This is a genomic window from Streptomyces mabaensis, assembly GCF_053763515.1.
In genome coordinates this window covers 61595-83403 of sequence record NZ_JBSOPZ010000003.1, presented here as the reverse complement: position 1 = coordinate 83403, position 21809 = coordinate 61595, and the positions used below count along the sequence as shown (strand labels likewise).

General features: G+C 71.3%; 21 protein-coding genes and 1 tRNA gene. 8 read left to right on the top strand and 14 right to left on the bottom strand.

The window, feature by feature from the left end:
* Window positions 1-102: 102 nt before the first annotated feature.
* The gene (locus ACWV17_RS03430; RefSeq protein WP_455353011.1) at window positions 103-1041 is read left to right on the top strand and encodes a class I SAM-dependent methyltransferase; all 939 of its coding nucleotides are present in this window, start codon (window positions 103-105) and stop codon (window positions 1039-1041) included.
* A 19-nt stretch (window positions 1042-1060) separates the two neighbouring features.
* Here the strand turns inward: ACWV17_RS03430 and ACWV17_RS03425 are convergent, their stop codons facing one another.
* Window positions 1061-1603 carry an RNA 2'-phosphotransferase gene (locus tag ACWV17_RS03425; RefSeq protein WP_455358418.1) on the bottom strand — a complete coding sequence of 181 codons (543 nt, stop codon included), beginning with the start codon at window positions 1601-1603 and terminating at the stop codon, window positions 1061-1063.
* A gap of 122 nt (window positions 1604-1725) precedes the next feature.
* On the opposite strand from ACWV17_RS03425, the gene ACWV17_RS03420 reads away from it, so the two are divergent.
* Window positions 1726-2466, top strand: a complete 741-nt coding sequence (locus ACWV17_RS03420; RefSeq protein WP_455358417.1) for an aquaporin — start codon at window positions 1726-1728, stop codon at window positions 2464-2466.
* A gap of 45 nt (window positions 2467-2511) precedes the next feature.
* Here the strand turns inward: ACWV17_RS03420 and ACWV17_RS03415 are convergent, their stop codons facing one another.
* Window positions 2512-3486, bottom strand: coding sequence for a MerR family transcriptional regulator (locus ACWV17_RS03415; protein ID WP_455358416.1), 975 nt, complete (start codon window positions 3484-3486; stop codon window positions 2512-2514).
* Window positions 3487-3496: 10 nt separating this feature from the next.
* Window positions 3497-5308 (bottom strand): SDR family oxidoreductase, encoded by a 1812-nt coding sequence (locus ACWV17_RS03410; protein WP_455358415.1) that lies wholly within the window; start codon window positions 5306-5308, stop codon window positions 3497-3499.
* 205 nt (window positions 5309-5513) lie between these two features.
* Here ACWV17_RS03410 and ACWV17_RS03405 point away from each other — a divergent pair, with 205 nt between their 5' ends.
* Genes ACWV17_RS03405 through ACWV17_RS03390 form a run of 4 tightly spaced genes read left to right on the top strand, consistent with a single transcriptional unit; the run spans window position 5514 to window position 9115 of the window.
* Entirely contained in the window at window positions 5514-6602 is a 1089-nt protein-coding gene (locus tag ACWV17_RS03405; protein WP_455358414.1) for an ABC transporter ATP-binding protein, read from the top strand.
* A complete protein-coding gene (locus ACWV17_RS03400) occupies window positions 6592-7476 on the top strand; it encodes an ABC transporter permease (protein ID WP_455353016.1) in 885 nt (294 codons plus the stop codon). Before ACWV17_RS03405 ends, ACWV17_RS03400 begins: the two co-directional genes overlap by 11 nt.
* Window positions 7473-8384 (top strand): ABC transporter ATP-binding protein, encoded by a 912-nt coding sequence (locus tag ACWV17_RS03395; protein ID WP_455358413.1) that lies wholly within the window; start codon window positions 7473-7475, stop codon window positions 8382-8384. Before ACWV17_RS03400 ends, ACWV17_RS03395 begins: the two co-directional genes overlap by 4 nt.
* 11 nt (window positions 8385-8395) lie before the next feature.
* Window positions 8396-9115 carry an ABC transporter permease gene (locus ACWV17_RS03390; protein WP_455353018.1) on the top strand — a complete coding sequence of 240 codons (720 nt, stop codon included), beginning with the start codon at window positions 8396-8398 and terminating at the stop codon, window positions 9113-9115.
* On the opposite strand, the gene ACWV17_RS03385 is transcribed toward ACWV17_RS03390, so the two are convergent.
* On the bottom strand, window positions 9093-9464 hold the full coding sequence (locus ACWV17_RS03385; protein WP_455353019.1) for a DUF488 domain-containing protein: 372 nt from the start codon (window positions 9462-9464) through the stop codon (window positions 9093-9095). The two genes, ACWV17_RS03390 and ACWV17_RS03385, sit on opposite strands and share 23 nt — an antisense overlap.
* Before the next feature lie 286 nt (window positions 9465-9750).
* Here ACWV17_RS03385 and ACWV17_RS03380 point away from each other — a divergent pair.
* A tRNA-OTHER gene (locus ACWV17_RS03380) sits at window positions 9751-9853 on the top strand.
* Window positions 9854-9932: 79 nt separating this feature from the next.
* On the opposite strand, the gene ACWV17_RS03375 is transcribed toward ACWV17_RS03380, so the two are convergent.
* The 9 genes from ACWV17_RS03375 to ACWV17_RS03335 form a co-directional block, all read right to left on the bottom strand.
* A complete protein-coding gene (locus ACWV17_RS03375; protein ID WP_455358412.1) occupies window positions 9933-10751 on the bottom strand; it encodes an HAD family hydrolase in 819 nt (272 codons plus the stop codon).
* Window positions 10748-12025, bottom strand: a complete 1278-nt coding sequence (serS, locus tag ACWV17_RS03370) for a serine--tRNA ligase (RefSeq protein ID WP_455353021.1) — start codon at window positions 12023-12025, stop codon at window positions 10748-10750. Before serS ends, ACWV17_RS03375 begins: the two co-directional genes overlap by 4 nt.
* Before the next feature lie 437 nt (window positions 12026-12462).
* Window positions 12463-13398: a prephenate dehydratase gene (gene pheA, locus ACWV17_RS03365; RefSeq protein ID WP_455358411.1), complete on the bottom strand. Its 936-nt coding sequence runs from the start codon at window positions 13396-13398 to the stop codon at window positions 12463-12465.
* A gap of 27 nt (window positions 13399-13425) precedes the next feature.
* Window positions 13426-14688, bottom strand: coding sequence for an iron uptake transporter deferrochelatase/peroxidase subunit (gene efeB / locus ACWV17_RS03360; RefSeq protein WP_455358410.1), 1263 nt, complete (start codon window positions 14686-14688; stop codon window positions 13426-13428).
* 5 nt (window positions 14689-14693) lie between these two features.
* Complete coding sequence (locus ACWV17_RS03355) at window positions 14694-16688, bottom strand: copper resistance CopC/CopD family protein (RefSeq protein ID WP_455358409.1); 1995 nt, start codon at window positions 16686-16688, stop codon at window positions 14694-14696.
* Between the two features lie 14 nt (window positions 16689-16702).
* The gene (locus tag ACWV17_RS03350) at window positions 16703-17146 is read right to left on the bottom strand and encodes a copper chaperone PCu(A)C (RefSeq protein ID WP_455358408.1); all 444 of its coding nucleotides are present in this window, start codon (window positions 17144-17146) and stop codon (window positions 16703-16705) included.
* Window positions 17143-17796 carry an SCO family protein gene (locus ACWV17_RS03345; RefSeq protein ID WP_455358407.1) on the bottom strand — a complete coding sequence of 218 codons (654 nt, stop codon included), beginning with the start codon at window positions 17794-17796 and terminating at the stop codon, window positions 17143-17145. The genes ACWV17_RS03350 and ACWV17_RS03345 overlap by 4 nt, the downstream gene beginning before the upstream one ends.
* Window positions 17797-17843: 47 nt before the next feature.
* Window positions 17844-18596: a YcnI family copper-binding membrane protein gene (locus ACWV17_RS03340; RefSeq protein ID WP_455358406.1), complete on the bottom strand. Its 753-nt coding sequence runs from the start codon at window positions 18594-18596 to the stop codon at window positions 17844-17846.
* 114 nt (window positions 18597-18710) lie between these two features.
* Window positions 18711-19571 carry a hypothetical protein gene (locus ACWV17_RS03335; protein ID WP_455358405.1) on the bottom strand — a complete coding sequence of 287 codons (861 nt, stop codon included), beginning with the start codon at window positions 19569-19571 and terminating at the stop codon, window positions 18711-18713.
* Window positions 19572-19774: 203 nt separating this feature from the next.
* Here ACWV17_RS03335 and ACWV17_RS03330 point away from each other — a divergent pair, with 203 nt between their 5' ends.
* The gene (locus ACWV17_RS03330; protein ID WP_455353029.1) at window positions 19775-20227 is read left to right on the top strand and encodes an ATP-binding protein; all 453 of its coding nucleotides are present in this window, start codon (window positions 19775-19777) and stop codon (window positions 20225-20227) included.
* 31 nt (window positions 20228-20258) lie between these two features.
* Here the strand turns inward: ACWV17_RS03330 and ACWV17_RS03325 are convergent, their stop codons facing one another.
* Entirely contained in the window at window positions 20259-21749 is a 1491-nt protein-coding gene (locus ACWV17_RS03325) for an aminopeptidase P family protein (protein WP_455358404.1), read from the bottom strand.
* Window positions 21750-21809: the final 60 nt, after the last annotated feature.

The window sequence follows — 21809 nt, the reverse complement described above, 5'->3', positions numbered from 1 at the left end:
CTTAATGCCGAGAACCTTGGGCCGGCCGCTGTGAACTCCTAGCGTCGTTTCACGTGAAACCGTCCGTCGTCTTTCCGCTGGACATCGAATCAGGAGAACAGGATGACCGACGTCCCCCTGCGTCCGCTGCGCGCACTGCCCGCGCGGCGCCTGCTCCAGCCCGTGATCTCCCGGATCGACCGGCGCATCGACAAGCGGCTGCGCGCGGCTGATCGCGAGATCGAGAGCCTGCGCAAGGAACTGCGGGAAACACGGGAGCAGATGGCCGCGCAGCATGTCCGTCCGCACTCCTACGACATGCTGTACGGGCGCGAGGGCCGGCTGAACGACCGGATGCCCAGCAAGCAGATGATCACGGAGCTGGCCGCCCGGATCGCCGAGGTGACCGGGCGCCCCGGGGCGTACACGGAGACCGTCCTGGCCTTCCGTACGCTCGTGGAGCTGGAAGCGCGCGGGGTCGGCCGGATCGCGGGCTCCACGTCGAACATCCTGGGGAAGCTGACCACCACCCCGCTGCTGGGGCCGCCGAACGGCGAGATCCTCGAAATCGGCACGCTGTACGGCCTGTTCGCGGGCGGCATGGCCCGCCAGCTGTTGCGGCGCGGCCTCGCGTACCAGCTGACGATCGTGGACCCGATCGCCCCGGTGCAGCTCCAGCCGGGCATGGAGATCAGCCGCGATCCGTCCGGAACGCCGATCACGGAGGAGATCGTGCGCGCCAACCTCGCCTACGCGGGGGTGGATCCGCAGCGACTGCGGCTGCACCGCGGCTTTTCCGAGGACCCTGCCGTACGGGAGGCGCTGTCCGACCGGCGGTACGGAGTGATCGTGGTCGACGGGGACCACTCCAAGGAGGGCGTGGCCAGGGACCTGGAGTGGGTCGAGCAGATCGCGGCGACGGGCGCGATCGTGGTGCTGGACGACTACGGGGACGGCAGGTGGCCCGGCGTGCAGGAGGCCGCCGACGCCCATCTGGCCGGGCACACCCGGCTGAAGATGGTGGGCAGGGTCTCCACCAGCGCGTTCCTGCGCGCGGGCTGAACACGCCAGGTCAGCCAGGTCAGCCGGGGAAGCGGAGGAATTCCGGCGGTACGGCGTCGGCCAGCCAGACGCCGTTGGCGCTCACGCGGAACACGTGTCCGGCTCGGTGCATCGCGTCGGCGTCGACAGCCAGGACGACCGGGCGGCCGCGCCGTGCGCCCACCCGGGTCGCGGTCTCGCGGTCGGGCGAGAGATGGACGTGGTGGCGGTTCATCGGGCGCAGGCCCTCGACGCGGATGGCGTCCAGGGTGCGGGCGACCGTGCCGTGGTAGAGGTACGCGGGTGGCTCGGCCGGCGGCAGACCGAGATCGATCTCGACCGTATGGCCCTGACTGGCCCTGATGCGGCTGCCGTCGACGGCGAAGCGCCGCTTGTCGTTCGCGGCGACGACGTGGTCCAGCTCGGCCCGGGTGAAGGAGAAGCCGTGCGCGGCGGCGGCCCGGATCAGGACATCGATCTCCACCCAGCCGTGGGGGTCGAGGGCGAGACCGATGCGTTCGGGCTGGTGCCGCAGATGCTTCGAGAGGTACTTCGACACCTTCACGGTGCGTCTTTCGTCCATGACGTCAGAGTGCCCGCGCGGGGCGCACTCCGGCACCCGGTTTACGCGCCTGGGCGCCACTACCGCGATTCCAAGATACGGAATATATTTTCCGGACAACGGAGATGTGGGGGGGAGAGATCATGCGTACCAGTGCGTCCTTGCACCGCAGGGCGGCCGCCGAACTTGTCGGCACCGCCGCCCTGGTGACCGTGGTGGTCGGTTCGGGCATCCAGGCGGCCGGGCTCAGCCCGGACACGGGCGTCCGGCTGCTGGCCAACTCACTGGCCTCGGCGATCGGACTCGGACTGCTGATCGTGCTCTTCGGGCCGCTCTCCGGCGCCCATCTCAACCCCGTGGTCACGCTCACCGCCTGGTGGTCCGGCCGCCGCGGCGGCGACGGCCCGGCCGGACGGGAGACCGTGGTGTACGTGTCCGTGCAGCTCGCCGGGGCTGTGTGCGGGGCGCTGCTGGCCGACGCCATGTTCGGCAGGACGCCGGGCGCCTGGTCCACACAGGTGCGCTCGGGTGGCCACCTGCTGCTCGGTGAGGCGGTCGCCACCGCCGGGCTCGTCCTGGTGATCCACGGCCTGAATCGCATCGGCCGGGCCCGGCTGACACCGGTCGCGGTCGCCGCGTACATCGCCGCCGCGATCTGGTTCACCTCGTCCGGATCGTTCGCCAACCCGGCCGCGACGGTCGGCCGGGCGTTCACCGACTCCTTCACCGGCATCGCGCCCGGGTCGCTGCCCGGCTTCATCGCGGCCCAACTGGCGGGCGCGGCCCTCGGGCTGGTGCTGGCGGCGCTGATCTACGGCCCGGTGCGGCCCAGAGTGAGCACGCCGGCTTCCGGCGTCACCACCGCCTACCAGGCGGTGAGCTGAGGCGGGCTGAGCCGTGGTCCTGTCCCGGGCAGGACCTCAAGCGGCTCACCGCCGACTCGGCTCGTCCCGAGCCGCCGGGCGGCGGGCCAGGGCATCCATGGTGCGGGCGTGCAGCTCCCGTTCCGTGGCCGCCCTGATGAACGCGGCGACCTGGTCCGTTCCCACCAACTCCCGCACCGCCCGCAGCGTGTCCGCGGGAAGCATCACGGCAGCCGGCCCGGCCTCGGCAGCCGGCCCGGCCACGGCAGCCGACTCCGCCTCGGCAGCCGGAGGAGCCGCCGCGCCGAGGTGGCTCCGCAGGTGGCGGGTGGCGAGCAGCCGCATCGCCCGGGCCAGTTCCGCGTCCACCGTCTGCCGAGCCAGCGGGCGCAGCCGCCGTACCAGCGCGGCCGCCTCGGTGGCTTCGGCGTCCGACGGCGGCCGGTGGCCGAGGTAGCGGGCGAACACGTGCTCCGTCGTGAACTCCACGAAGCGGGAGGCGATGTGCTCGACCTGAACACGCAGCTCGCGCAGATGACCGGAGATCGCGGGCAGCGGCACGCCCGCCGCGTACAACTCGGCCGCCACCGCCAGTTCCCGCGGGCTGGGCACCAGGAACTCGTCCGCACGGCCCGGAACACGCTCCAGCACCCCGAGGTCGACGGCCTCGTCCACCGCGGTGTCGTCGCGTGCGCTGCCGAACTTCTCGTCCAGCTCCGCGCGGGAGATCCGGGCCGCCACCTCGTCGGTCCACGGCCCCTGCACCTCGGCGACCAGCCCGAGCACCCCGCCGAGCCCGCGCCCCGCGTCCCACGCCTCCAGCAGTTCCTTGATGGAGGCGAGGGTGTAGCCGCGGTCGAGGAGATCGGCGATCTGGTGCAGCCGCGCCAGATGCGCATCCCGGTACACGTTGGACCGGCCGCGCCTCTCCGGCTTGGGCAGCAGCCCGCGGTCCTGGTAGCCGCGGATCGTCCGGACCGTGGCACCACTGTGGTGGGACAGATCCTCGATCCGGTACTCGGCGACTGCGCGCTCGGTCACACCCGTCTCCCTACAGCCGTGGCTCCAGTCGTGCGATCGCCCGCAGGGTCCTGGGAGCGAAACGCGACAGGAAGTGGGCGCCGCGGGCCTCCGGCGTCACCGGCACCACCGCCCGGTTCTCCACCACGGCGCGCAGAATCGCGTCGGCGACCTTCTCCGGCGGGTAGTTGCGAAGACCGTACAGCCGGCTCGACCTCTTCTGGCGACGCTTCTCCTCCGCCTCGTCGACCCCGGCGAAGCGGGCCGTCGCGGTGATGCTGGTGTTGACGAAGCCCGGGCAGATCGCCGAGACGCCGATGGACTGTCCGGCCAGCTCCGCACGCAGGCACTCGCTCAGCATCAGCACCGCCGCCTTGGACGTGCAGTACGCGGGCAGTGTGCGCGACGGCTGATACGCCGCGGCCGACGCCGTGTTGACGATGTGGCCGCCCTGGCCGCGCTCGGCCATCTGCTTGCCGAAGATCCGGCAGCCGTGGATGACGCCCCACAGATTGACGTCGAGGACCTGCTTCCAGTCCTCGCTGGTGGTCGCGAGGAACGACCCGGCCAGACCGATTCCGGCGTTGTTGACCAGCACGTCCACCACTCCGTACTCGGTGGCGACCTTCTCGGCGAGCTTCTCCATCGCCTGCTCGTCGCTGACGTCGACGGCCTCGGCCCATGCCTTCGGCGCGCCGAGCCGCCGGGCCATGTCCGCCGTCCGGGCCGCCCCCTCCGCGTCCCGGTCCACGGCGACCACTCGTGCCCCCGCCTCGGCGAACGCGTAGGCCGTGGCCCGCCCGATGCCGCTGGCCGCGCCCGTCACCAGCACGAGCTGACCGCTGAAGCGCTCGGCGTACGGGCCGGTCGCCATCGCGTCCTGCACGGGTGCCCCGTCCCCGCCGGCCCGTACGCCAGCCCGTCCGTCGGCCCGTACGTTGGCCCGTACGAACTCGCCGATCCAGCCGGCCACCTGGTCCGGCCGGGTGCGCGGCACCCAGTGCTTGGCCGGCAACGACCGGCGCACCAGCCGCGGGGCCCACTGCTCCAGCTCGTCGTAGAGCCGCTCCGAGAGGAAGACGTCACCGGTCGGGGTGATCAGCTGGACGGGCGCGTGCGCGTACGCGTCCGGGCGCGGCCTGCGCAGCCGGGCCCGGACGTTGTCCCGGTAGAGCCAGGCGCCGTGCGCCGCGTCGGTCGGCAGCGAGGGCGTCGGATAGCCGCCGCCGGGCACCTTTTCCACCCGCTGGAGAATCCCCGGCCACCGCTTGCCCAGCGGCCCCCGCCAGGCGAGCTCCGGAAGTACGGGAGTGTGCAGCAGATACACGTACCAGGACTTGGCGCCCTGACCGAGCAGCTGGCCCACCCTGCGCGGAGTGGGCCGGGACATCCGCCGCTTGATCCAGTGCCCGAAGTGGTCGAGCGACGGGCCGGACAACGAGGTGAAGGAGGCGATCCGGCCCTCGGTGCGCCGGACCGTCACGAACTCCCAGGACTGCACCGACCCCCAGTCGTGCCCGACGACATGGACCGGCCGGTCCGGGCTCACCGCGTCGATCACGGCCAGGAAGTCGTCGGTCAGCTTCTCCAGGGTGAAGCCACCGCGCAGCGGGACGGGCGCCGTCGACCGGCCGTGGCCGCGCACGTCGTACAGCACGACGTGAAAGCGGTCGGCCAGCCGCTCGGCGACCTCGCTCCACACTTCCTTGCTGTCCGGATAGCCGTGCACGAGCACCACGGTCGGCCGGGAGCCGTCCTCCGATGCCGCAGTCCCCAGCTCGGCGACGCACAACTCGACCCCGCCGGTACGGATCCGGCGCTCACGCGCCCCTTCGAGACTCACGCGGCTCTCTCCTCTGCCCTGAGCGGTACCGGCCGTAACTTGACACTGATGAAGGTGACAATGCCCGACGGCTGCGTCAAGGGTGCGTGTTCTCTCAGGGGTTTCTTTCGTCGTACCTCCCCTACGGGTCCGTACGACTCGAGGGGGACGCGATCCCACCGTCAGGTCTGACGATTCCTGTGGTCTGCGCCACTACCTTCGAACCGTGACTGTGATCGCGACCGAAAGCCTGAGCAAGCGGTTCCCGAGGGTGACCGCACTTGACCGGCTCTCCTTGGACATCGGACCCGGTGTGACCGGCCTGGTGGGCGCCAACGGAGCCGGCAAGTCCACGTTGATCAAGATTCTGCTGGGTCTGTCCCCCGCCACCGAGGGCCGGGCCGCCGTGCTCGGGCTCGACGTCGCCACCAGCGGCGGCGCCATCCGCGAGCGGGTCGGCTACATGCCCGAGCACGACTGCCTGCCACCGGACGTCTCGGCCACCGAGTTCGTCGTCCACATGGCGCGCATGTCCGGACTCCCGCCGTCCGCGGCGCGCGAGCGCACCGCCGACACTCTGCGGCACGTCGGGCTGTACGAGGAGCGCTACCGGCCCATCGGCGGCTACTCGACCGGCATGAAGCAGCGCGTCAAGCTCGCGCAGGCACTCGTCCACGACCCGCAGCTGGTCCTCCTCGACGAGCCGACGAACGGCCTCGACCCGGTCGGCCGCGACGAGATGCTCGGCCTCATCCGCCGCGTGTACACCGACTTCGGCATCTCGGTCCTGGTCACCTCCCACCTGCTGGGCGAACTCGAGCGCACCTGCGACCACGTCGTCGTCATCGACGGCGGCTCGCTGCTGCGCTCCAGCTCCACCAGCGACTTCACCCAGACCACGACCACGCTCGCCGTCGAGGTCACCGACTCCGACGACCACCCGGACGGGACGCGCGCCCTGCGCGAAGCCCTCGGCGCAGCCGGCGTCACGCTGCACGCCGGTGAGGAGCAGGGCCTGCCGGGCGCCGGCCACATCCTGCTCGTCGAAGCCACCGGCGAGGACACGTACGACCTCGTCCGGGACGCCGTCGCCGACCTCGGCCTCGGCCTTGTCCGGATGGAACAGCGTCGCCACCAGATCGCGGAGGTCTTCCGCGCGGACCACGAACTGCCCGGGTCCGGGCCCGTGTCCGGGCCCGTGTCCGGGCCCGTCTCCGAGCGGGCCGCCGCCTGGGCGGCCACGGCGGCGGCCGCCTCCGCCGCACAGCAGAGTTCCGCCGCACAGCAGAAGGGAGGGGGCCACGATGGCAAGTGAGACCACCCGGATCCACAACATCGGCTATCGCACGTACGACGGACCGCGCCTCGGCCGCGCGTACGCCCGCCGCTCGCTCTTCACGCAGTCGCTGCGCGGCGCATACGGACTCGGCCGTTCCGCCAAGTCCAAGGTCCTGCCGATGATCCTCCTGGCAGTGATGGCCGTGCCCGCCGCCATCATCGTCGCGGTCGCCGTCGCCAACCCGGTGGCCACCGACCTGCCGATCAAGTACACCGCCTACGCGATCTACCTCCAGGCCGTCATCGGGCTCTACCTCGCGGCCCAGGCCCCGCAGTCGGTATCCCGCGACCTACGCTTCAAGAGCGTCCCGCTGTACTTCTCACGCCCCATCGAGCGCGCCGACTACGTCCTCGCCAAGTTCGCGGCGATGGCCTCGGCCCTCTTCCTCCTCACCGCCGCGCCGCTCGTCGTCCTGTACGTGGGCGCGCTGCTCGCCGAATTCGACTTCGCGGACCAGACGAAGGGGTTCGCACAGGGACTGGTCTCCGTGCTGCTGCTCTCCGTCTTCTTCGCCGGCCTCGGCCTGGTCCTCGCCGCGCTGACGCCGCGCCGCGGCTTCGGCGTCGCCGCCGTCATCGCCGTATTCACCATCTCCTACGGAGCGGTCTCCACCGTCCAGGCCATCGCCCACGAGACGGGCTCGCCCGGCGCGATCGAATGGCTCGGCCTCTTCTCGCCGGTCACGCTCGTCGACGGCGTGCAGACCGCCTTCCTCGGCGCGACCTCCTCCTTCCCCGGCGGGGATGGGCCCTCGGCCGCCACCGGCATCGTCTACCTGCTGGCCGTCGCCGCCCTCGTCCTCGGCTCGTACGCCGTCCTCATGCGCCGCTACCGGAAGGTGGGGCTGTGACCACCATCAACATCGACCACACCTCCCGCTGGTTCGGCAATGTGGTGGCCGTCAACGACGTCACCATGGTCGTGGGCCCCGGCGTGACCGGACTGCTCGGCCCCAACGGCGCGGGCAAGTCCACCCTCATCAACATGATGGGCGGCTTCCTCGCCCCCTCCACCGGCACCGTCACACTCGACGGCCGGCCGATCTGGCGCAACGAGTCGGTCTACCGGCAGATCGGCATCGTGCCCGAGCGGGAGTCCATGTACGACTTCCTCACCGGCCGCGAGTTCGTCGTCGCCAACGCCGAACTGCACGGTCTCGACGAGCGCTCCGCGCAGCGGGCCCTGGCCACCGTCGAGATGGAGTACGCGCAGGACCGCAAGATCTCCACGTACAGCAAGGGCATGCGGCAGCGCGTGAAGATGGCCTCGGCCCTCGTCCACGACCCGTCCGTGCTGCTGCTCGACGAGCCGTTCAACGGCATGGACCCGCGCCAGCGCATGCAGCTGATGGACCTGCTGCGGCGGATGGGCGACGAGGGACGCACCGTCCTGTTCTCCTCCCACATCCTGGAGGAGGTCGAACAGCTCGCCTCGCACATCGAGGTGATCGTGGCCGGCCGGCACGCCGCCTCCGGCGACTTCCGCAAGATCCGCCGCCTGATGACCGACCGCCCGCACCGCTATCTCGTACGGTCCTCCGACGACCGCGCGCTCGCCGCCGCGCTGATCGCCGACCCCTCCACCGCCGGGATCGAGGTCGACGTGACCGAAGGGGCCCTGCGGATCCAGGCGGTCGACTTCGGCCGGTTCACCGCGCTGCTGCCGCGGGTCGCCCGTGCGCACGGCATCCGGCTGCTGACGGTCTCGCCCTCCGACGAGTCCCTCGAGTCGGTCTTCTCCTACCTCGTAGCGGCCTGAAGGAGGCATCGATGTACAACCCGACGGTTGCCCGGCTCACCTACCGGGCCCTCCTCGGCCGCCGCCGCGCCCTCATTCTCTTCGCGCTGCCCGCTCTGCTGCTGGTCATCGCCACGGCGGTACGGATGTTCACCGGAGTGGACGACCAGGTCGCCGCAGACGTACTCGGCGGATTCGCGCTGGCCACCATGGTGCCGCTGATCGGTGTCATCGCCGGCACGGGCGCGATCGGCCCGGAGATCGACGACGGCTCGATCGTGTACCTGCTCGCCAAGCCGGTGAAACGGCCGACGATCATCTTCACCAAACTGATCGTCGCGATCGCCGTGACGATGGCCTTCTCCGCCATCCCCACCTTCATCGCCGGCCTGATCCTGAACGGCAACGGCCAGCAGATCGCCATCGCCTACACGGTCGCGGCGCTGGTCGCCTCGATCGCGTACAGCGCGCTCTTCCTGCTCCTCGGTACGGTCAGCCGGCACGCGGTGGTCTTCGGACTCGTCTACGCCCTGGTGTGGGAGACCCTCTTCGGCAGCCTGGTGCCGGGCGCCAAGACGCTCAGCGTCCAGCAGTGGGCCCTGGCCCTCGCCGAGCGCATCGGCGCCGAGGGGGCCATCGCCTCCGACGTCGGACTGCCGGCCGCCGTCATCCTGCTGGCGGCCGTCACGGCCGGTGCCACCTGGTACGCCGGCCAGAAGCTGCGCCGCCTCACCCTCGCCGGCGACGAGTGACGAGGCGGTCCGCCAGGACGGCCGCGTGGCTGTGCTCCGGGTCCTTGGACGCGGTGAGCAGGGTCAGCCGCCCGGTACGGGCCAGCTCGCGCAGGCCGTCCAGGGCGGCCGCCGCCTCCGGGGCGTCGAGTTCGGCCTCGTAGCGGCGGCGGAAGTCCTCGTATGCGTCCCCGGACTGGCCGTGGTACCAGCGGCGCAGTTCGGTGGACGGGGTCAGGGCCTTCGGCCATTCGTCCACGCGGGCCGCGTCCTTGGACAGGCCGCGCGGCCAGAGCCGGTCGGCCAGGACACGCGTACCGTCGTCGTCCGCCGGGTCCTCGTAGACCCGGCGGATCCGGATGTCGCTCATGGGGCCAGCGTGCCACCCGGGCCGCCGGCCCACACCTCCGCGGAGCGGGCGCCGGTACACAAGGAAATTGAGTGGCGGCCAACCTCCGTACCCGGCACAGTGGTTGAGGCAGACAAGCCCACCGGACCGGGGAGGAGCGCGGCGTTGACCGAGATCAGTACGAGTCCGTCGAGTTCCCCTCAGGGCAGCCGGCGGCAGGCACCGGAGTAGCCAACCACTCCGCGCTGCCCGCCGCCGCAGCCCGGGGCGGCCGCTTCGAGCGCGCATCCGCGCGGGCCGCCCTCCCGGAGGATTGGCCGAGTGGTAAGGCAGCGGCCCGCACTGTGCCCGATCACGTGCGGCCGTCGTCGGGGTCAGCCCCCGCGCGCGTTCGATCCGCGCATCCTCCGCACAGCAACAAGCCCCTGCGACCGGGACGAGCCGTCCCACCCGCAGGGGCTCTTCCCAAGGGGCTCTTCGCACCACCGCCTAAGCGGTCAGCAACTGCTCCAGCACCACCGCGATGCCGTCGTCTTCGTTCGACGCCGTGATCTCGTTCGCCACGGCTTTCAGTTCGCCGTGCGCGTTGGCCATCGCCACCCCGTGCGCCGCCCACCCGAACATCGGGATGTCGTTCGGCATGTCACCGAAGGCGATGGTGTCCGCCGCCCGCAGTCCCAGCCGGCGCGCGGCCAGCGAGAGCCCGGTGGCCTTGGTCAGCCCCAGCGGCAGGATCTCGACCACGCCGGGACCCGCCATCACCACATCCACCAGGTTGCCCACGAGCGAGCGGGCGACCCGCGCGAGCGCGTCGTCGTCGAGGCCCGGGTGCTGGATGTAGATCTTGTTCAGCGGCGCCGCCCACACCTCGGCCGGGTCGTCGAAGAGCACCACCGGAAGCGGCCCCTCCTGCACCCGGTAACCCGCCCCGACCAGCACCTCGCCGTCGAGACCGTCCCGGCTCGCGGCCAGCGCCAGCGGGCCGACCTCCGCCTCGATCTTGGCGAGCGCGATCCCCGCGAGCTGCCGGTCCAGCGTCACCGACGTCAGCAGCCGGTGCTCGCCCGCGTGGTAGACCTGCGCCCCCTGCCCGCAGACGGCCAGGCCCTCGTACCCCAGGTCGTCCAGGATGTGCCGGGTCCACGGCACCGCGCGCCCCGTGACGACGATGTGCGCGGCGCCCGCCGCCGTGGCGGCGGCGAGCGCGTCACGCGTGCGCCGCGAGACGGTCTCGTCGCCCCGCAGCAGCGTGCCGTCGAGATCGGTCGCGATAAGCCGGTACGGGAAGGGAGCCGGAACAGCGCTCACTTGGCGACCGGCTCCAGCAGCTCACGGCCCCCCAGGTACGGACGGAGCACCTCGGGCACCCGCACCGAGCCGTCCGCCAGCTGGTGGTTCTCCAGGATCGCCACAATCGTGCGCGGTACCGCGCACAGCGTGCCGTTCAGCGTCGCGAGCGGCTGCACCTTCTTGCCGTCCCGCATGCGCACCGAGAGCCGGCGCGCCTGGAACTCGTCGCAGTTCGAGGCGGAGGTCAGCTCGCGGTACTTGCCCTGGGTCGGGATCCACGCCTCGCAGTCGTACTTGCGCGAGGCCGAGGAACCCAGGTCACCCGTCGCCACGTCGATCACCTGGAACGGCAGCTCCAGGCCGGTCAGCCACTGCTTCTCCCACTCCAGCAGCCGCTTGTGCTCGGCCTCGGCGTCCTCCGGTGCGACGTACGAGAACATCTCGACCTTGTCGAACTGGTGCACGCGGAAGATGCCGCGGGTGTCCTTGCCGTACGTACCGGCCTCGCGGCGGAAGCACGGAGAGAAGCCCGCGTACCGCAGCGGCAGCTTGCCGGCCTCGATGATCTCGTCCATGTGGTAGGCCGCGAGCGGGACCTCGGAGGTGCCGACCAGGTAGTAGTCGTCCTTCTCCAGGTGGTAGACGTTCTCGGCGGCCTGGCCGAGGAAGCCCGTCCCCTCCATGGCGCGCGGGCGGACCAGCGCGGGCGTCAGCATCGGGATGAAACCGGCCTCGGTGGCCTGCGCGATGGCGGCGTTCACCAGCGCCAGCTCCAGCAGCGCGCCGACGCCCGTCAGGTAGTAGAAGCGCGAGCCGGAGACCTTGGCGCCGCGCTCGACGTCGATGGCGCCCAGCGCCTCGCCGAGCTCCAGGTGGTCCTTGGGCTCGAAGCCCTCGGCCGCGAAGTCGCGGATGGTGCCGTGCGTCTCGAGGACGACGAAGTCCTCCTCGCCGCCGACCGGGACGTCGGGGTGGACGACATTGCCGAGCAGCAGCAGCAGGCGCTTGGCCTCCTCGGCGGCCTCGTCCTGTTCGGCGTCGGCGGCCTTCACGGCGGCGGCGAGTTCGCCGGTGCGCCTCAGCAGCTCGGCCTTCTCGTCGCCGGTGGCCTTGGGAATCAGCTTGCCGAGCGACTTCTGCTCGGAGCGGAGCTCGTCGAAGCGGACGGCGGAAGACCTGCGCCGCTCATCGGCGGAGAGCAGTGCGTCGACGAGCGCGACGTCCTCTCCACGGGCGCGCTGGGAGGCGCGCACACGGTCGGGGTCCTCACGGAGCAGGCGAAGGTCAATCACCCCCCCAGGCTACCGGTGCGGGCTTCCTGCCCTCGACCCGATATTCCATTGTGTGGCGCTATGCACCGATTGCCGGAATTGAAGGTGCGGCAATCGCCGCTTCCACCTCTGCCACTGTCCACAGGAATTGCAGCACCCATTTAGTTATCCACAGGCTGTGGGGGTGATCTGTGGACAGCGGAGGAGATCATTCCGAATGGGGCATGCGGGGCGAAGGATTCCCTGCTCAAACCCCTCCCGGACACTCATTCGGGTGGGAATGCCTCCTCCCAAAGAGTTGATCAGCGGAATAGTGCTGACGAGGGCCGACCTGACCACCCATGAGCGCAACGGGGTCTCTGAGCAGATTTGTCGACCTTGCCGGATTCACGTGTCGACTTGTCCCCAGGTCGCAAGCAACCCCTGTGGATAACTTGGTACAACTGAGGGCCGGTCAGCTACGAACGGCCGTCGAGGCAACGCGTCAGCCAGTCCGACGCTTCCGTGAACTCGCGGTCCGAGGTACCGCGGCGCAGCGCCCGGACATCCTCGGTCGCCACTCCCGCCCGCGGATAGGACCCGAGAAAACGCACCTGCGGACAGACCCGCTTGAGCCCCATCAGGGCCTCCCCCACCCGCCGGTCCGCGATATGCCCCTCGGCGTCGACGGCGAAGCAGTAATTCCCGATCCCGGCACCCGTCGGCCGTGACTGGATCAGCATCAGGTTGACCCCGCGCACCGCGAACTCCTGGAGCAGCTCCAGCAGCGCGCCCGGATGGTCGTCGCCCAGCCAGAGGACGACGGACGTCTTGTCGGCGCCGGTCGGGGCGGACGGCCGGGCGGGCCGGCCCACCAGGACGAAGCGGGTCTCGGCGTTCTCCGCGTCGTGGATCTCGGTGACCAGCGGGACGAGCCCGTACGTCGCGGCCGCGAACTCTCCCGCGAAAGCGGCGTCGAACCGGCCCTCCTGCACCAGCCGCGCGCCGTCCGCGTTCGAGGCGGCCGACTCCCACAGGGCGTGCGGCAGGTTCGCCGCCAGCCAGTTGCGTACCTGCGGCTGTGCGACCGGGTGCCCGGTCACCGTCTTGACGTCGGAGAGGTTCGTACCCGGCCGCACCAGCAGCGCGAAGGCGATCGGCAGCAGCACCTCGCGGTAGATCATCAGCGGTTCGCCGGAGGCGAGTTCGTCGAGGGTGGCCGTGACGCCGCCCTCCACCGAGTTCTCGATCGGTACCAGCGCGGCCGCGGCCTCCCCGTTGCGTACGGCGTCCAGCGCGGCGGGCACCGACACCATCGGGACGAGTTCCCGGGTGGCGGCTTCGGGGAGCGTACGGAGGGCGGCCTCGGTGAAAGTGCCCTCGGGGCCGAGATACGTATATCGAGTCGCCGACATACGGCCACCCTAATGGGCTCTGGCGGTTCACGACTCCAGCAGCCGCTGCCCCACGTACTCCCCGGGCCGCACCCCGCCGGGCACCGCGAACAGCCCGCTCGCCTCGTGCCGGATGAAGGGCGACAGCGCGTCGCCCCGGTCGAGCTTGCGCTGTACCGGCACGAATCCCTTCAGCGGGTCGGCCTGCCAGCAGACGAACAGCAGGCCGGCGTCCGGCACCCCGTCCGGGCCCATGCCGTCGTGGTACGAGAAGGGGCGCCGCAGCATGGCCGCGCCGCCGTTCTGCTCGGGTGCGGAGATCCGGGCGTGGGCGTTGGCGGGGATGACGAGTCTGCCGTCGGGGCCGGTCTTGTCGAGATCCATGTCGGTGGTTTCGCCGCCGCCCGAAAGAGGACTGCCGTTCGATTTCTTCCGGCCTATGACCTGCTCCTGTTCGGCGAGGGGAAGCTTCTCCCAGTCGTCGAGGAGCATGCGGATGCGGCGTACGACCGCGTACGAGCCGCCGGCCATCCACGCGTACCGCGGGTCGCCGCCCGCCGGCACGAAGATCCGCCGGTCGAAGTCGGCGTCGGAGGGCTGGGGGTTTCCGGTGCCGTCGACCTGGCCCATCAGGTTGCGGGCGGTCATGGGGCGGGCGGTGGCGCCGGGCGAGCGGTTGAAGCCGTTCATCTGCCAGCGCACCCGGGCGGCGTCGCCCGCTTCCTTCTGGAGCGCGCGCAGTGCGTGGAAGGCGACGAGGCCGTCGTCGGCGCCGATCTGTACCCACAGGTCGCCGTTGCTGCGCCTGGGGTCGAGGTGGTCGGAGGAGAAGTCGGGCAGCGGGTCGAGCTGGGTGGGCCGCCGGCCGGCGAGGCCGGTGCGGTCGAAGAAGGTGCGGCCGAAGCCGAAGGTGACGGTGAGGGAGGAGGGTCCGGCGTCGAGGGCGATGCCGGTGTCCTGCGCGTCGGGTCCGCCGGTGCCGACGGGCTCGCCCGCCATCAGCCGCTGGGCGGCGGCCGACCAGCGGCGCAGCAGCGCGGCGGCCTCCTTGCGCCCCGCGCCGGGTGCGAGGTCGAAGGCGACGAGGTGCCCCTTGGACTGCATGGGGGTGGTGATGCCGGCCTGGTGGTCGCCGTGGAAGGCGGCGGCGGTGGAGCCGAGGGTGGTCAGTTCCGGCGCGGTGGGCGCGGGGTCCGGGGCGGCAGCGGCGTGGCCGAGCGCTCCGCCGGCCGCGCCCAGGACGAGGCCGGTTGCGCCCGCCGCGCCGACGGTGCCGAGCAGCCGCCGTCGGGTGATGTCGTTGTCGGTCACGCCGGTCAGCCGATCTTCACGTTCTTCTTGACGGTCACTTGGTCGATGTCGGAGGAGCGCACGGTCACTTCGATCTTCCACTCGCCCGGCAGCGGGATCTGGACGCCGTTCGCGGTCCAGTGGCCGGTGGCGAGGCGGTCGGGGGTGACGGGGAGGGGGCCGATCCGCTTGTCCTCCAGGGTGAACGCGACCTTCACCTCCGGGACGTCGAGCGGCTTGCCGTTCGGGCGGTCGAGCCACAGGTGCATCTCGTTGCCGCCGGTGCCGCCCGGAGTGAGTTCCAGCCGGGCGGTGCCCTTGCCGTCCGCGCCGCCGGTGTCGAAGGGGATGCTGATCTTCACGGGCCCTTCGGACACGGCGGAGGTCTGTCCGTCGGCGCTGCCTGCCTCCTGCTCCTGGGCGCGGCCGGGCTCGGTGCTGGTCAGTACGGTCGTCACGGCCAGCAGCAGCACCGCGACGGCCGCCTCGGCCAGCACGGAGCGGCGCAGTCCGGTCCGCTCGGCGTCGGCTTCGCGGATCCGCTTCTCGCGTGCGGTGGTACGGGCGGCCTGCTGGCGGGCGAGCTGGGCGGCGCGTTCGGGGTCGTCGGGCGCGGCGGCGGTGTTGGCGGCGGTGGCGGCGGTATTGGTGGTGGCAGGGACGGTGACGGGCTCGGGTTCCTCGGCCGGTTCCTCGGCCGGTTCCTCCGCGGCTGCGGCTTGCTCGGCGGGGGCCGTGGTCGTGAGCCGGACGGTCCATCTGCGGGAGATCCAGGCGACGCCGACCAGTACGGCGACCAACGCCACCTTGACCAGCAGCAGTTGCCCGTACGACGTACCGGTCAGCGCCGACCAGGAGCCGACCTGCCGCCAGGACTGGTAGAGGCCGGTCGCCGCGAGCACGAGGACGCTGCCGAAGGCGATCCGGGAGAACCGCTGGACGGCTGCGCGCTCGATGCCGGGGGACTGGTGGAGGGCGACGAGCAGCGCGGCGAGTCCGCCCAGCCATGCGGCGACGGCGAGCAGGTGCAGGACGTCGACGGGCATGGCGAGGCCGGGCTGGATGCCGGTGGAGGCGTGTTCGGACAGGGCCCAGGTGGCCGCGATGCCGGTGGCGACGACCGTGCCGCCGATGGCGAGGCCGAAGGTGAGGTCCTTGCGCTCGTCCTCGGCTTCCGGTCCGGGGGAGGTCTCGCGCTTGGCGAACGCCCCGAAGAGGACGGCGACGAAGAGCGCGGCGGCGCCGAGCAGCAGGAGCCGCGAGACGAGCGAGGCGCCGGTCTTGGTGTCGAGTACGGCCTTGAGTCCGGTCAGGTCGAAGGCGTCGGCGAGTTTCCCGGATCCGGTGTACGGGTTGCGCAGCAGGAGCATCGCCAGGGTCGCGGCGGTCAGCGTCACCCAGCCCTGGACGACGAGGCGTTGCAGGGCGCGGATGCCCGCGCCGCGCTGCCAGCAGGCAAGGACGAAGGCGGCGCCGCCGGCGAGCAGGATGAATCCGGCGTACGCGGCGTAGCGCGCGATGTCGTAGAGGACGCCGACCAGGCCGCCGCCGGCCTGCTGCTCCGGCAGGGCGACGGTGGTCTTGGAGGGGGCGCCGATGGAGAAGGTGAAGGCGCCGGAGATGGGATGGCTGTCGGCGGAGACGGCCTGCCAGGCCACGGTGTACGTGCCGTCCGGCAGACCGGAGTGCAGGGCGACGCCGTACTTGACGAGGCCGCCGCTGCCCAGGTCGCGCAGTTCGCCGGTGTCGACGCGTTTCGCGCTGGGGTCCATCACGCGGATCGAGTCGTCGCCCATGGCGACCTGTTCGGAGAAGGTGAGGGTGATCTCCCGGGGGGCGTCGGCGACCACCGCCCCGTCCTTCGGGTTGCTTCCGGTCAGCGCGGCGTGCGCCGAGGCGGGGGTGGCGCCGGCGAGCAGGGTGCCCAGGAGCGCGGCGGCGACGAGCAGCAGCCGCACGAGTGGGGGCACCCCCGGCCGGAGGCTGGGGCAGTTTCCGAAGCGGGGGGCGGTGGCCGTCATAACGTGTCAGCCCCTCAGTGCTTCGTCGGGTTGTGGGTGGTCTCCTTCACCGGAAGGTCGACCCTGACGGGGCCGGCCTTCTCGAAGTGCAGTTCCACGGACACCTTTTCGCCCTGTTCCGGCTTCTGCTTGAGGTTCATGAACATGAGGTGGTTCCCCCCGCGTTCGAGGTTCAGCTCGCCGTCCGCGGGGACGTCGAGTGACTTCACCTGCCGCATCTTCTGGTTCTTCGTCTCGTGGATCTGCACCTCACCGGCGATGTCGCTGGTGACGGAGGTGAGTTCGTCGGCGGCGCCGCCGCTGTTCGTGACGGTGAGGAAGCCGGCCGCCATGCTGCCCGTGACGGGTTCCGGCATGAACGCGCCGCTGACCGTCAGTTCGGGCTCGGCGGAGCAGCCCGCGAGCGCCAGTGACGCGCTGAGGGCTATGGCGGCGGCGAGGGTCTTGCGGCGGTTCACGGCTTCTCTCCCCTGACGAGCTTCGGCAGGTCCTTGGCGTAGTCGTCGGAGGTGGTGTCCTCGCCGTACAGGACGTAGCCCGCGTCGGTCTTCGGGGAGAAGGCGATGACCTGTGCGCCGTGCATGGAGACGACGCCCCCGTCCTTCTCCTTCTTCGCGGGGTCGATGCCGATGCCGAGGGTGCGGGCGCCGGCCTGGATGGTGGCGAAGTCGCCGGTGAGCCCGACGAAGGACGGGTCCTGGGCCTTGAGCCACGCGCCGAGTGAGGCGGGGGTGTCCCGCTCCGGGTCGGTGGTGACGAAGACGACGCGCAGATTGTCCTGGTCGGCCTTGGGGAGCGCCTTCCTGGCGATGGCGATGTTGCTCATGGTGAGCGGGCAGACGTCGGGGCAGTTGGTGTAGCCGAAGTAGATCAGCGTCGGCTTGCCCTTGGTCTGCTCGCGCAGGTCGTACTTCTTGCCGGTGGTGTCGGTGAGGACGAGGTCCGGCTTCTCGAAGGGCCGGTCGAGTACGGTCGCGGCCTTGGTCTTCGCCTGGGCGGACACGTCGGCGACGTGGTCGTGGCCCTTGTCGTCGCTGCCGCCGCAGGCGGACAGGGTGAGTGCGGCAGCGGCGGCGAGGGCGGCGGCGAGTGTGCTGGTCTTGCGCATGGGGTGGGTGTCCCGGTGGTGAGGAGGCTGGGTCAGGAGCTGTGGCTTCAGCGGCTGTCGCCGCGGGGGCGGCGGCCGGCGAGGACGCCGAAGGCCACGCCCGCGGCGCCGACGGCGATACCCACGCCGGCGAGGACGCGCGCGGTGGTGTCGCTGCTGTCCGCGGCGGCGGCCTTCTCGTGGCCGCCCGCCTCGTCGTCGTGGCCGGCGGCCTTGTCGTCAGCCTTCTCGTCGTCCTTGCCGCCGGTGGCGCCGCCGTGGTGGCCCTCGCCGGTGGGCTCGGTCAGCTTCAGTACGGGGGCCGGGTTCTGCGGCTCCTCCGCGCCCTCCTTGGGCTCCTCGATCCAGCGGACGACCTCGTTGTTGTCGTACGTCTGGAGGGCCTTGAAGACCAGCTGGTCGGCGTCCTCGGGGAGCTGGCCGACGGAGAGCGGGAACTGCTGGAACTGTCCGGGCGCGATCTTGCCGCCGGTCCAGGTGACCTTCGAGACGGCTTCCTTGATCTCCTTGCCGTGCACCTTGAGCGGCTTGGCGAGCTTGGCCTTGGTGACCACGACCTGCCAGCCGGGCACGGGCTGCGGCATCACCGACGCGAGCGGGTGGTCGGCCGGGAAGGTGACCTCCAGCTTGTTGGTCGAGGCGTTGTCGCGCTCGTTGGGCACCTTGAAGTTGATGGTGGCGTAGCCGCCCTTCTCGGCCTGGCCGGGCTGCACGCTGACGTGCGCGAAGGCGGGGCCCGAGACCAGCAGGACGGTGGTGGCGGCGACGGCGCCGGCGACGGAGAGGCGTGAGATGTTCATGTCGGAAACACTCCACAGGCAGTGGTGAACGGTGGGTTGGCGCGCGGATGTGCGCGCACACGCGACACCGCTCCCGTCGAAAGCCCCGTGGAGGGTCCCGGGGGGAGTGCCGCGTCAGGCCGCGCGTACGAGTTCGAGAACGCGTACGGGGGCGGCCGCCGGCGGCCCGCGCCTGATCACCGTGTGCTGGAGCGCGGCTCCGCCCGCCTGCAGGGGCGTGGCCAGTGGGGTACGGGGAGCGCGCGGACCCCGTACGGGCGCCCCCGGAAGCCCCGCGCGCAGCGCCTGTACGAGGGAGAGGGCGGCGCGCAGTGCCCGTACGAGCGCCCCGGCGGCGAACTCGCCCACGCCATGGGCGGACAGCCGGATCAGCCGGGTCAGCGCGGCGTCCCCGCGGGTGAGCAGCCAGCCGGTGGCCAGGGCGGCCAGCAGGTGGCCGAGGAGCATGGGCAGGGAGGGCAGCAGACCGGTGGCGGGTTCCGCGGCGTTCGCGACGCCCGCGGCGGTGTGCTGGTGCCCGGCGTGGACGGCGGCCGGGTCCAGGCCGGCGGCGGCGACGACCTGGCGGGCCTCGGCGGGGCTCAGCGGTACGGCGTTGCCGCCGCAGACCAGCTTGGCGGCCAGTGCGGCGAGTGCGGCCGACGAGGCCGGTGAGGCCTCCGGGGAGGCCGGCGAAGCGGAGGGGACGGCGACGGCGCTCTGGCCGAGGCCGAACAGGGCGTGCAGGACGAGCTGCCCGCCGGCGAGTGCGCCGGTGACGGCCGGCAGTGAGCGTGCCCGCCCGGCCAGCGGCGCGGTACAGGCGAACACGGCGAGGAAGCCGGCGCCCAGTGCCCACCAGGGGACGGCCGCGCAGGAGGCGAGCGCATGCCCCGCCCCGGACAGCACGACGAGGACCGCGGTGAACACCGCGGCCCTCAGCAGCCGCAGACCGGCTCCGGCGTGCGCGACCGGTGTCGCGCCAGGGGTAGGCATGGCCGGGACATCATCGCACTGCGGTCCGGTGCTCCATACGGCAGGTCCGGAACCTCCCTTCCGTCCCTGTACGCCGCACATACACCGGCGTAAGGGGCGCGCGCGTCCGCCGAATGAGCGCCATCACAGAGAAGGCGCGCTTACCGACCGCTACGAGCGGCAATACGTATCGGTATGTCGAGCCGCAGCCAGGAGGCTGGAGCATGAGCATCTGGTGGTCTCTCCACTTGCGGCGCGAGGCCGCGAGCGTTCCGCTCGCCCGAAGGCTTCTCCTCGGGACCATGGAGACCGCGGGGGTCGATCCGGACATCTCCTACGACCTGTCGGTCGCGCTCAGCGAAGCGTGCGCCAACGCGGTCGAGCACGGGGGGGACGACGGATCCGGCGCAGCCACGGGGGCGTACCGGGTCACCGCCTATCTCGACGGCGAGAAGTGCCGCATCGAGGTCACCGACTCGGGACCGGGTTTTCCGGCACGCAGGGGTCCTCGCACCGCTGTCCGTCCGCCGGCCATGGCTGAGCACGGCCGTGGCCTGTGCCTCATCGAAGAACTCGCCGATCATGTGCACTTCAGAAACAGGCCGGGGTGCGGCGCGGTGGTGAGCTTCGACAAGATCCTCAAATGGCGCGAGGACGCGCTGCTCAGAGTGTCCTGAGCAACGCGACCTCGCGGTGCACGCCTGTTGATCAGGCGTTCTTCGCCTGCTGGGTGGCCGCCATCCAGGCCTCCACCTCGTCCGCCTGCCGCGGCAGGGCAGCGGACATGTTCCGGTTGCCGTCCTCGGTGACCAGGATGTCGTCCTCGATCCGGACGCCGATGCCGCGGTACTCCTCGGGCACGGTCAGGTCGTCGGCCTGGAAGTACAGGCCGGGCTCGACGGTGAGGCACATGCCGGGCTCGAGCGTCCCGTCGACGTACGCCTCGGTGCGCGCGGCGGCGCAGTCGTGGACGTCCATGCCGAGCATGTGGCCGGTGCCGTGCAGGGTCCAGCGGCGCTGCAGGCCGAGCTCCAGTACGCGCTCGACGGGGCCTTCGACGAGCCCCCACTCGACGAGCTTCTCGGCCAGCACGCGCTGCGAGGCGTCGTGGAAGTCGCGGTACTTGGCGCCCGGCTTCACGGCCGCGATGCCGGCTTCCTGGGACTCGTACACCGCGTCGTAGATCTTGCGCTGGAGCGGGGTGAAGGTGCCGTTGATCGGCAGGGTGCGGGTGACGTCGGCGGTGTAGAGGGTGTGGGTTTCCACGCCGGCGTCCAGCAGAAGCAGTTCGCCGGAGCGGACGTCGCCGTCGTTGCGCACCCAGTGCAGGGTGGTGGCGTGGGGGCCGGCGGCGCAGATGGAGCCGTAGCCGATGTCGTTGCCCTCGACGCGGGCGCGCAGGAAGAAGGTTCCTTCGATGTAGCGCTCGCTGGTCGCCTCGGCCTTGTCGAGGATCTTCACGACGTCCTCGAAGCCGCGGACAGTCGAGTCGACCGCCTTCTGCAGCTCGCCGATCTCGAACTCGTCCTTCACGGCGCGGGCCTCGGAAAGGTGGACGCGCAGGTCCTCGTCGCGCTCGGCGGTGACCTTGTCGGTCAGCGCGGCCTCGATGCCGGCGTCGTGGCCGCGTACAGCCCGGACCGGCCCGGTGGCCTCGGCCAGCGCGGCGGTCAGCTCGCGCACGTCCTTGGCGGGGATGCCGAGCAGCTGCTCGGCCTCGGTGAGGGAGTGCCTGCGGCCGACCCACAGTTCGCCCTGGCCGTCGAGCCAGAACTCGCCGTTCTCGCGGTTGGAGCGGGGCAGCAGGTAGACCGTCGCGTCGTGGCCGCCGTCGGCCTCCGGGCGGGGCTCCAGGACCAGAACGCCGTCCTGGGTCTGGTCACCGGTGAGGTAGGCGTACTCGGTGGAGGCGCGGAAGGGGTACTCGGTGTCGTTCGAGCGGGTCTTCAGGTTGCCCGCGGGGATCACCAGGCGCTCGCCGGGGAAGCGCGCGGAGAGCGCGGCGCGGCGGGCGGCGGTGTGCCGCGCCTGTGCGAGGGGCTCCAGCCCGTGCAGCTCGGTGTCGGCCCAGCCTGACTGCATGTTCTCGGCAAGCTCGTCGGAGACGCCCGGGTACAGGCCGTTCTTCCGCTGCTTGATGGGTGCCTCTTCGGATGCTTCCGGGGTCTCCGGGGTCTCCGGGTTGAGCGCCTCAGCCACGTCTTCTCCTCGATACGACATTGGACCGTCTTCTCATCGTATGTGTGAGCGGAAGATGGC

Coding starts and splice junctions, on each gene's coding strand:
- ACWV17_RS03430 (WP_455353011.1), top strand. CDS start 103: ATGACCGACGTCCCCCTGCGTCCGCTGCGCGCACTGCCCGCGCGGCGC.
- ACWV17_RS03425 (WP_455358418.1), bottom strand. CDS start 1,603: ATGGACGAAAGACGCACCGTGAAGGTGTCGAAGTACCTCTCGAAGCAT.
- ACWV17_RS03420 (WP_455358417.1), top strand. CDS start 1,726: ATGCGTACCAGTGCGTCCTTGCACCGCAGGGCGGCCGCCGAACTTGTC.
- ACWV17_RS03400 (WP_455353016.1), top strand. CDS start 6,592: ATGGCAAGTGAGACCACCCGGATCCACAACATCGGCTATCGCACGTAC.
- ACWV17_RS03390 (WP_455353018.1), top strand. CDS start 8,396: ATGTACAACCCGACGGTTGCCCGGCTCACCTACCGGGCCCTCCTCGGC.
- ACWV17_RS03385 (WP_455353019.1), bottom strand. CDS start 9,464: ATGAGCGACATCCGGATCCGCCGGGTCTACGAGGACCCGGCGGACGAC.
- pheA (WP_455358411.1), bottom strand. CDS start 13,398: ATGTCGGCGACTCGATATACGTATCTCGGCCCCGAGGGCACTTTCACC.
- ACWV17_RS03355 (WP_455358409.1), bottom strand. CDS start 16,688: ATGACGGCCACCGCCCCCCGCTTCGGAAACTGCCCCAGCCTCCGGCCG.
- ACWV17_RS03345 (WP_455358407.1), bottom strand. CDS start 17,796: ATGCGCAAGACCAGCACACTCGCCGCCGCCCTCGCCGCCGCTGCCGCA.
- ACWV17_RS03340 (WP_455358406.1), bottom strand. CDS start 18,596: ATGAACATCTCACGCCTCTCCGTCGCCGGCGCCGTCGCCGCCACCACC.
- ACWV17_RS03335 (WP_455358405.1), bottom strand. CDS start 19,571: ATGCCTACCCCTGGCGCGACACCGGTCGCGCACGCCGGAGCCGGTCTG.
- ACWV17_RS03330 (WP_455353029.1), top strand. CDS start 19,775: ATGAGCATCTGGTGGTCTCTCCACTTGCGGCGCGAGGCCGCGAGCGTT.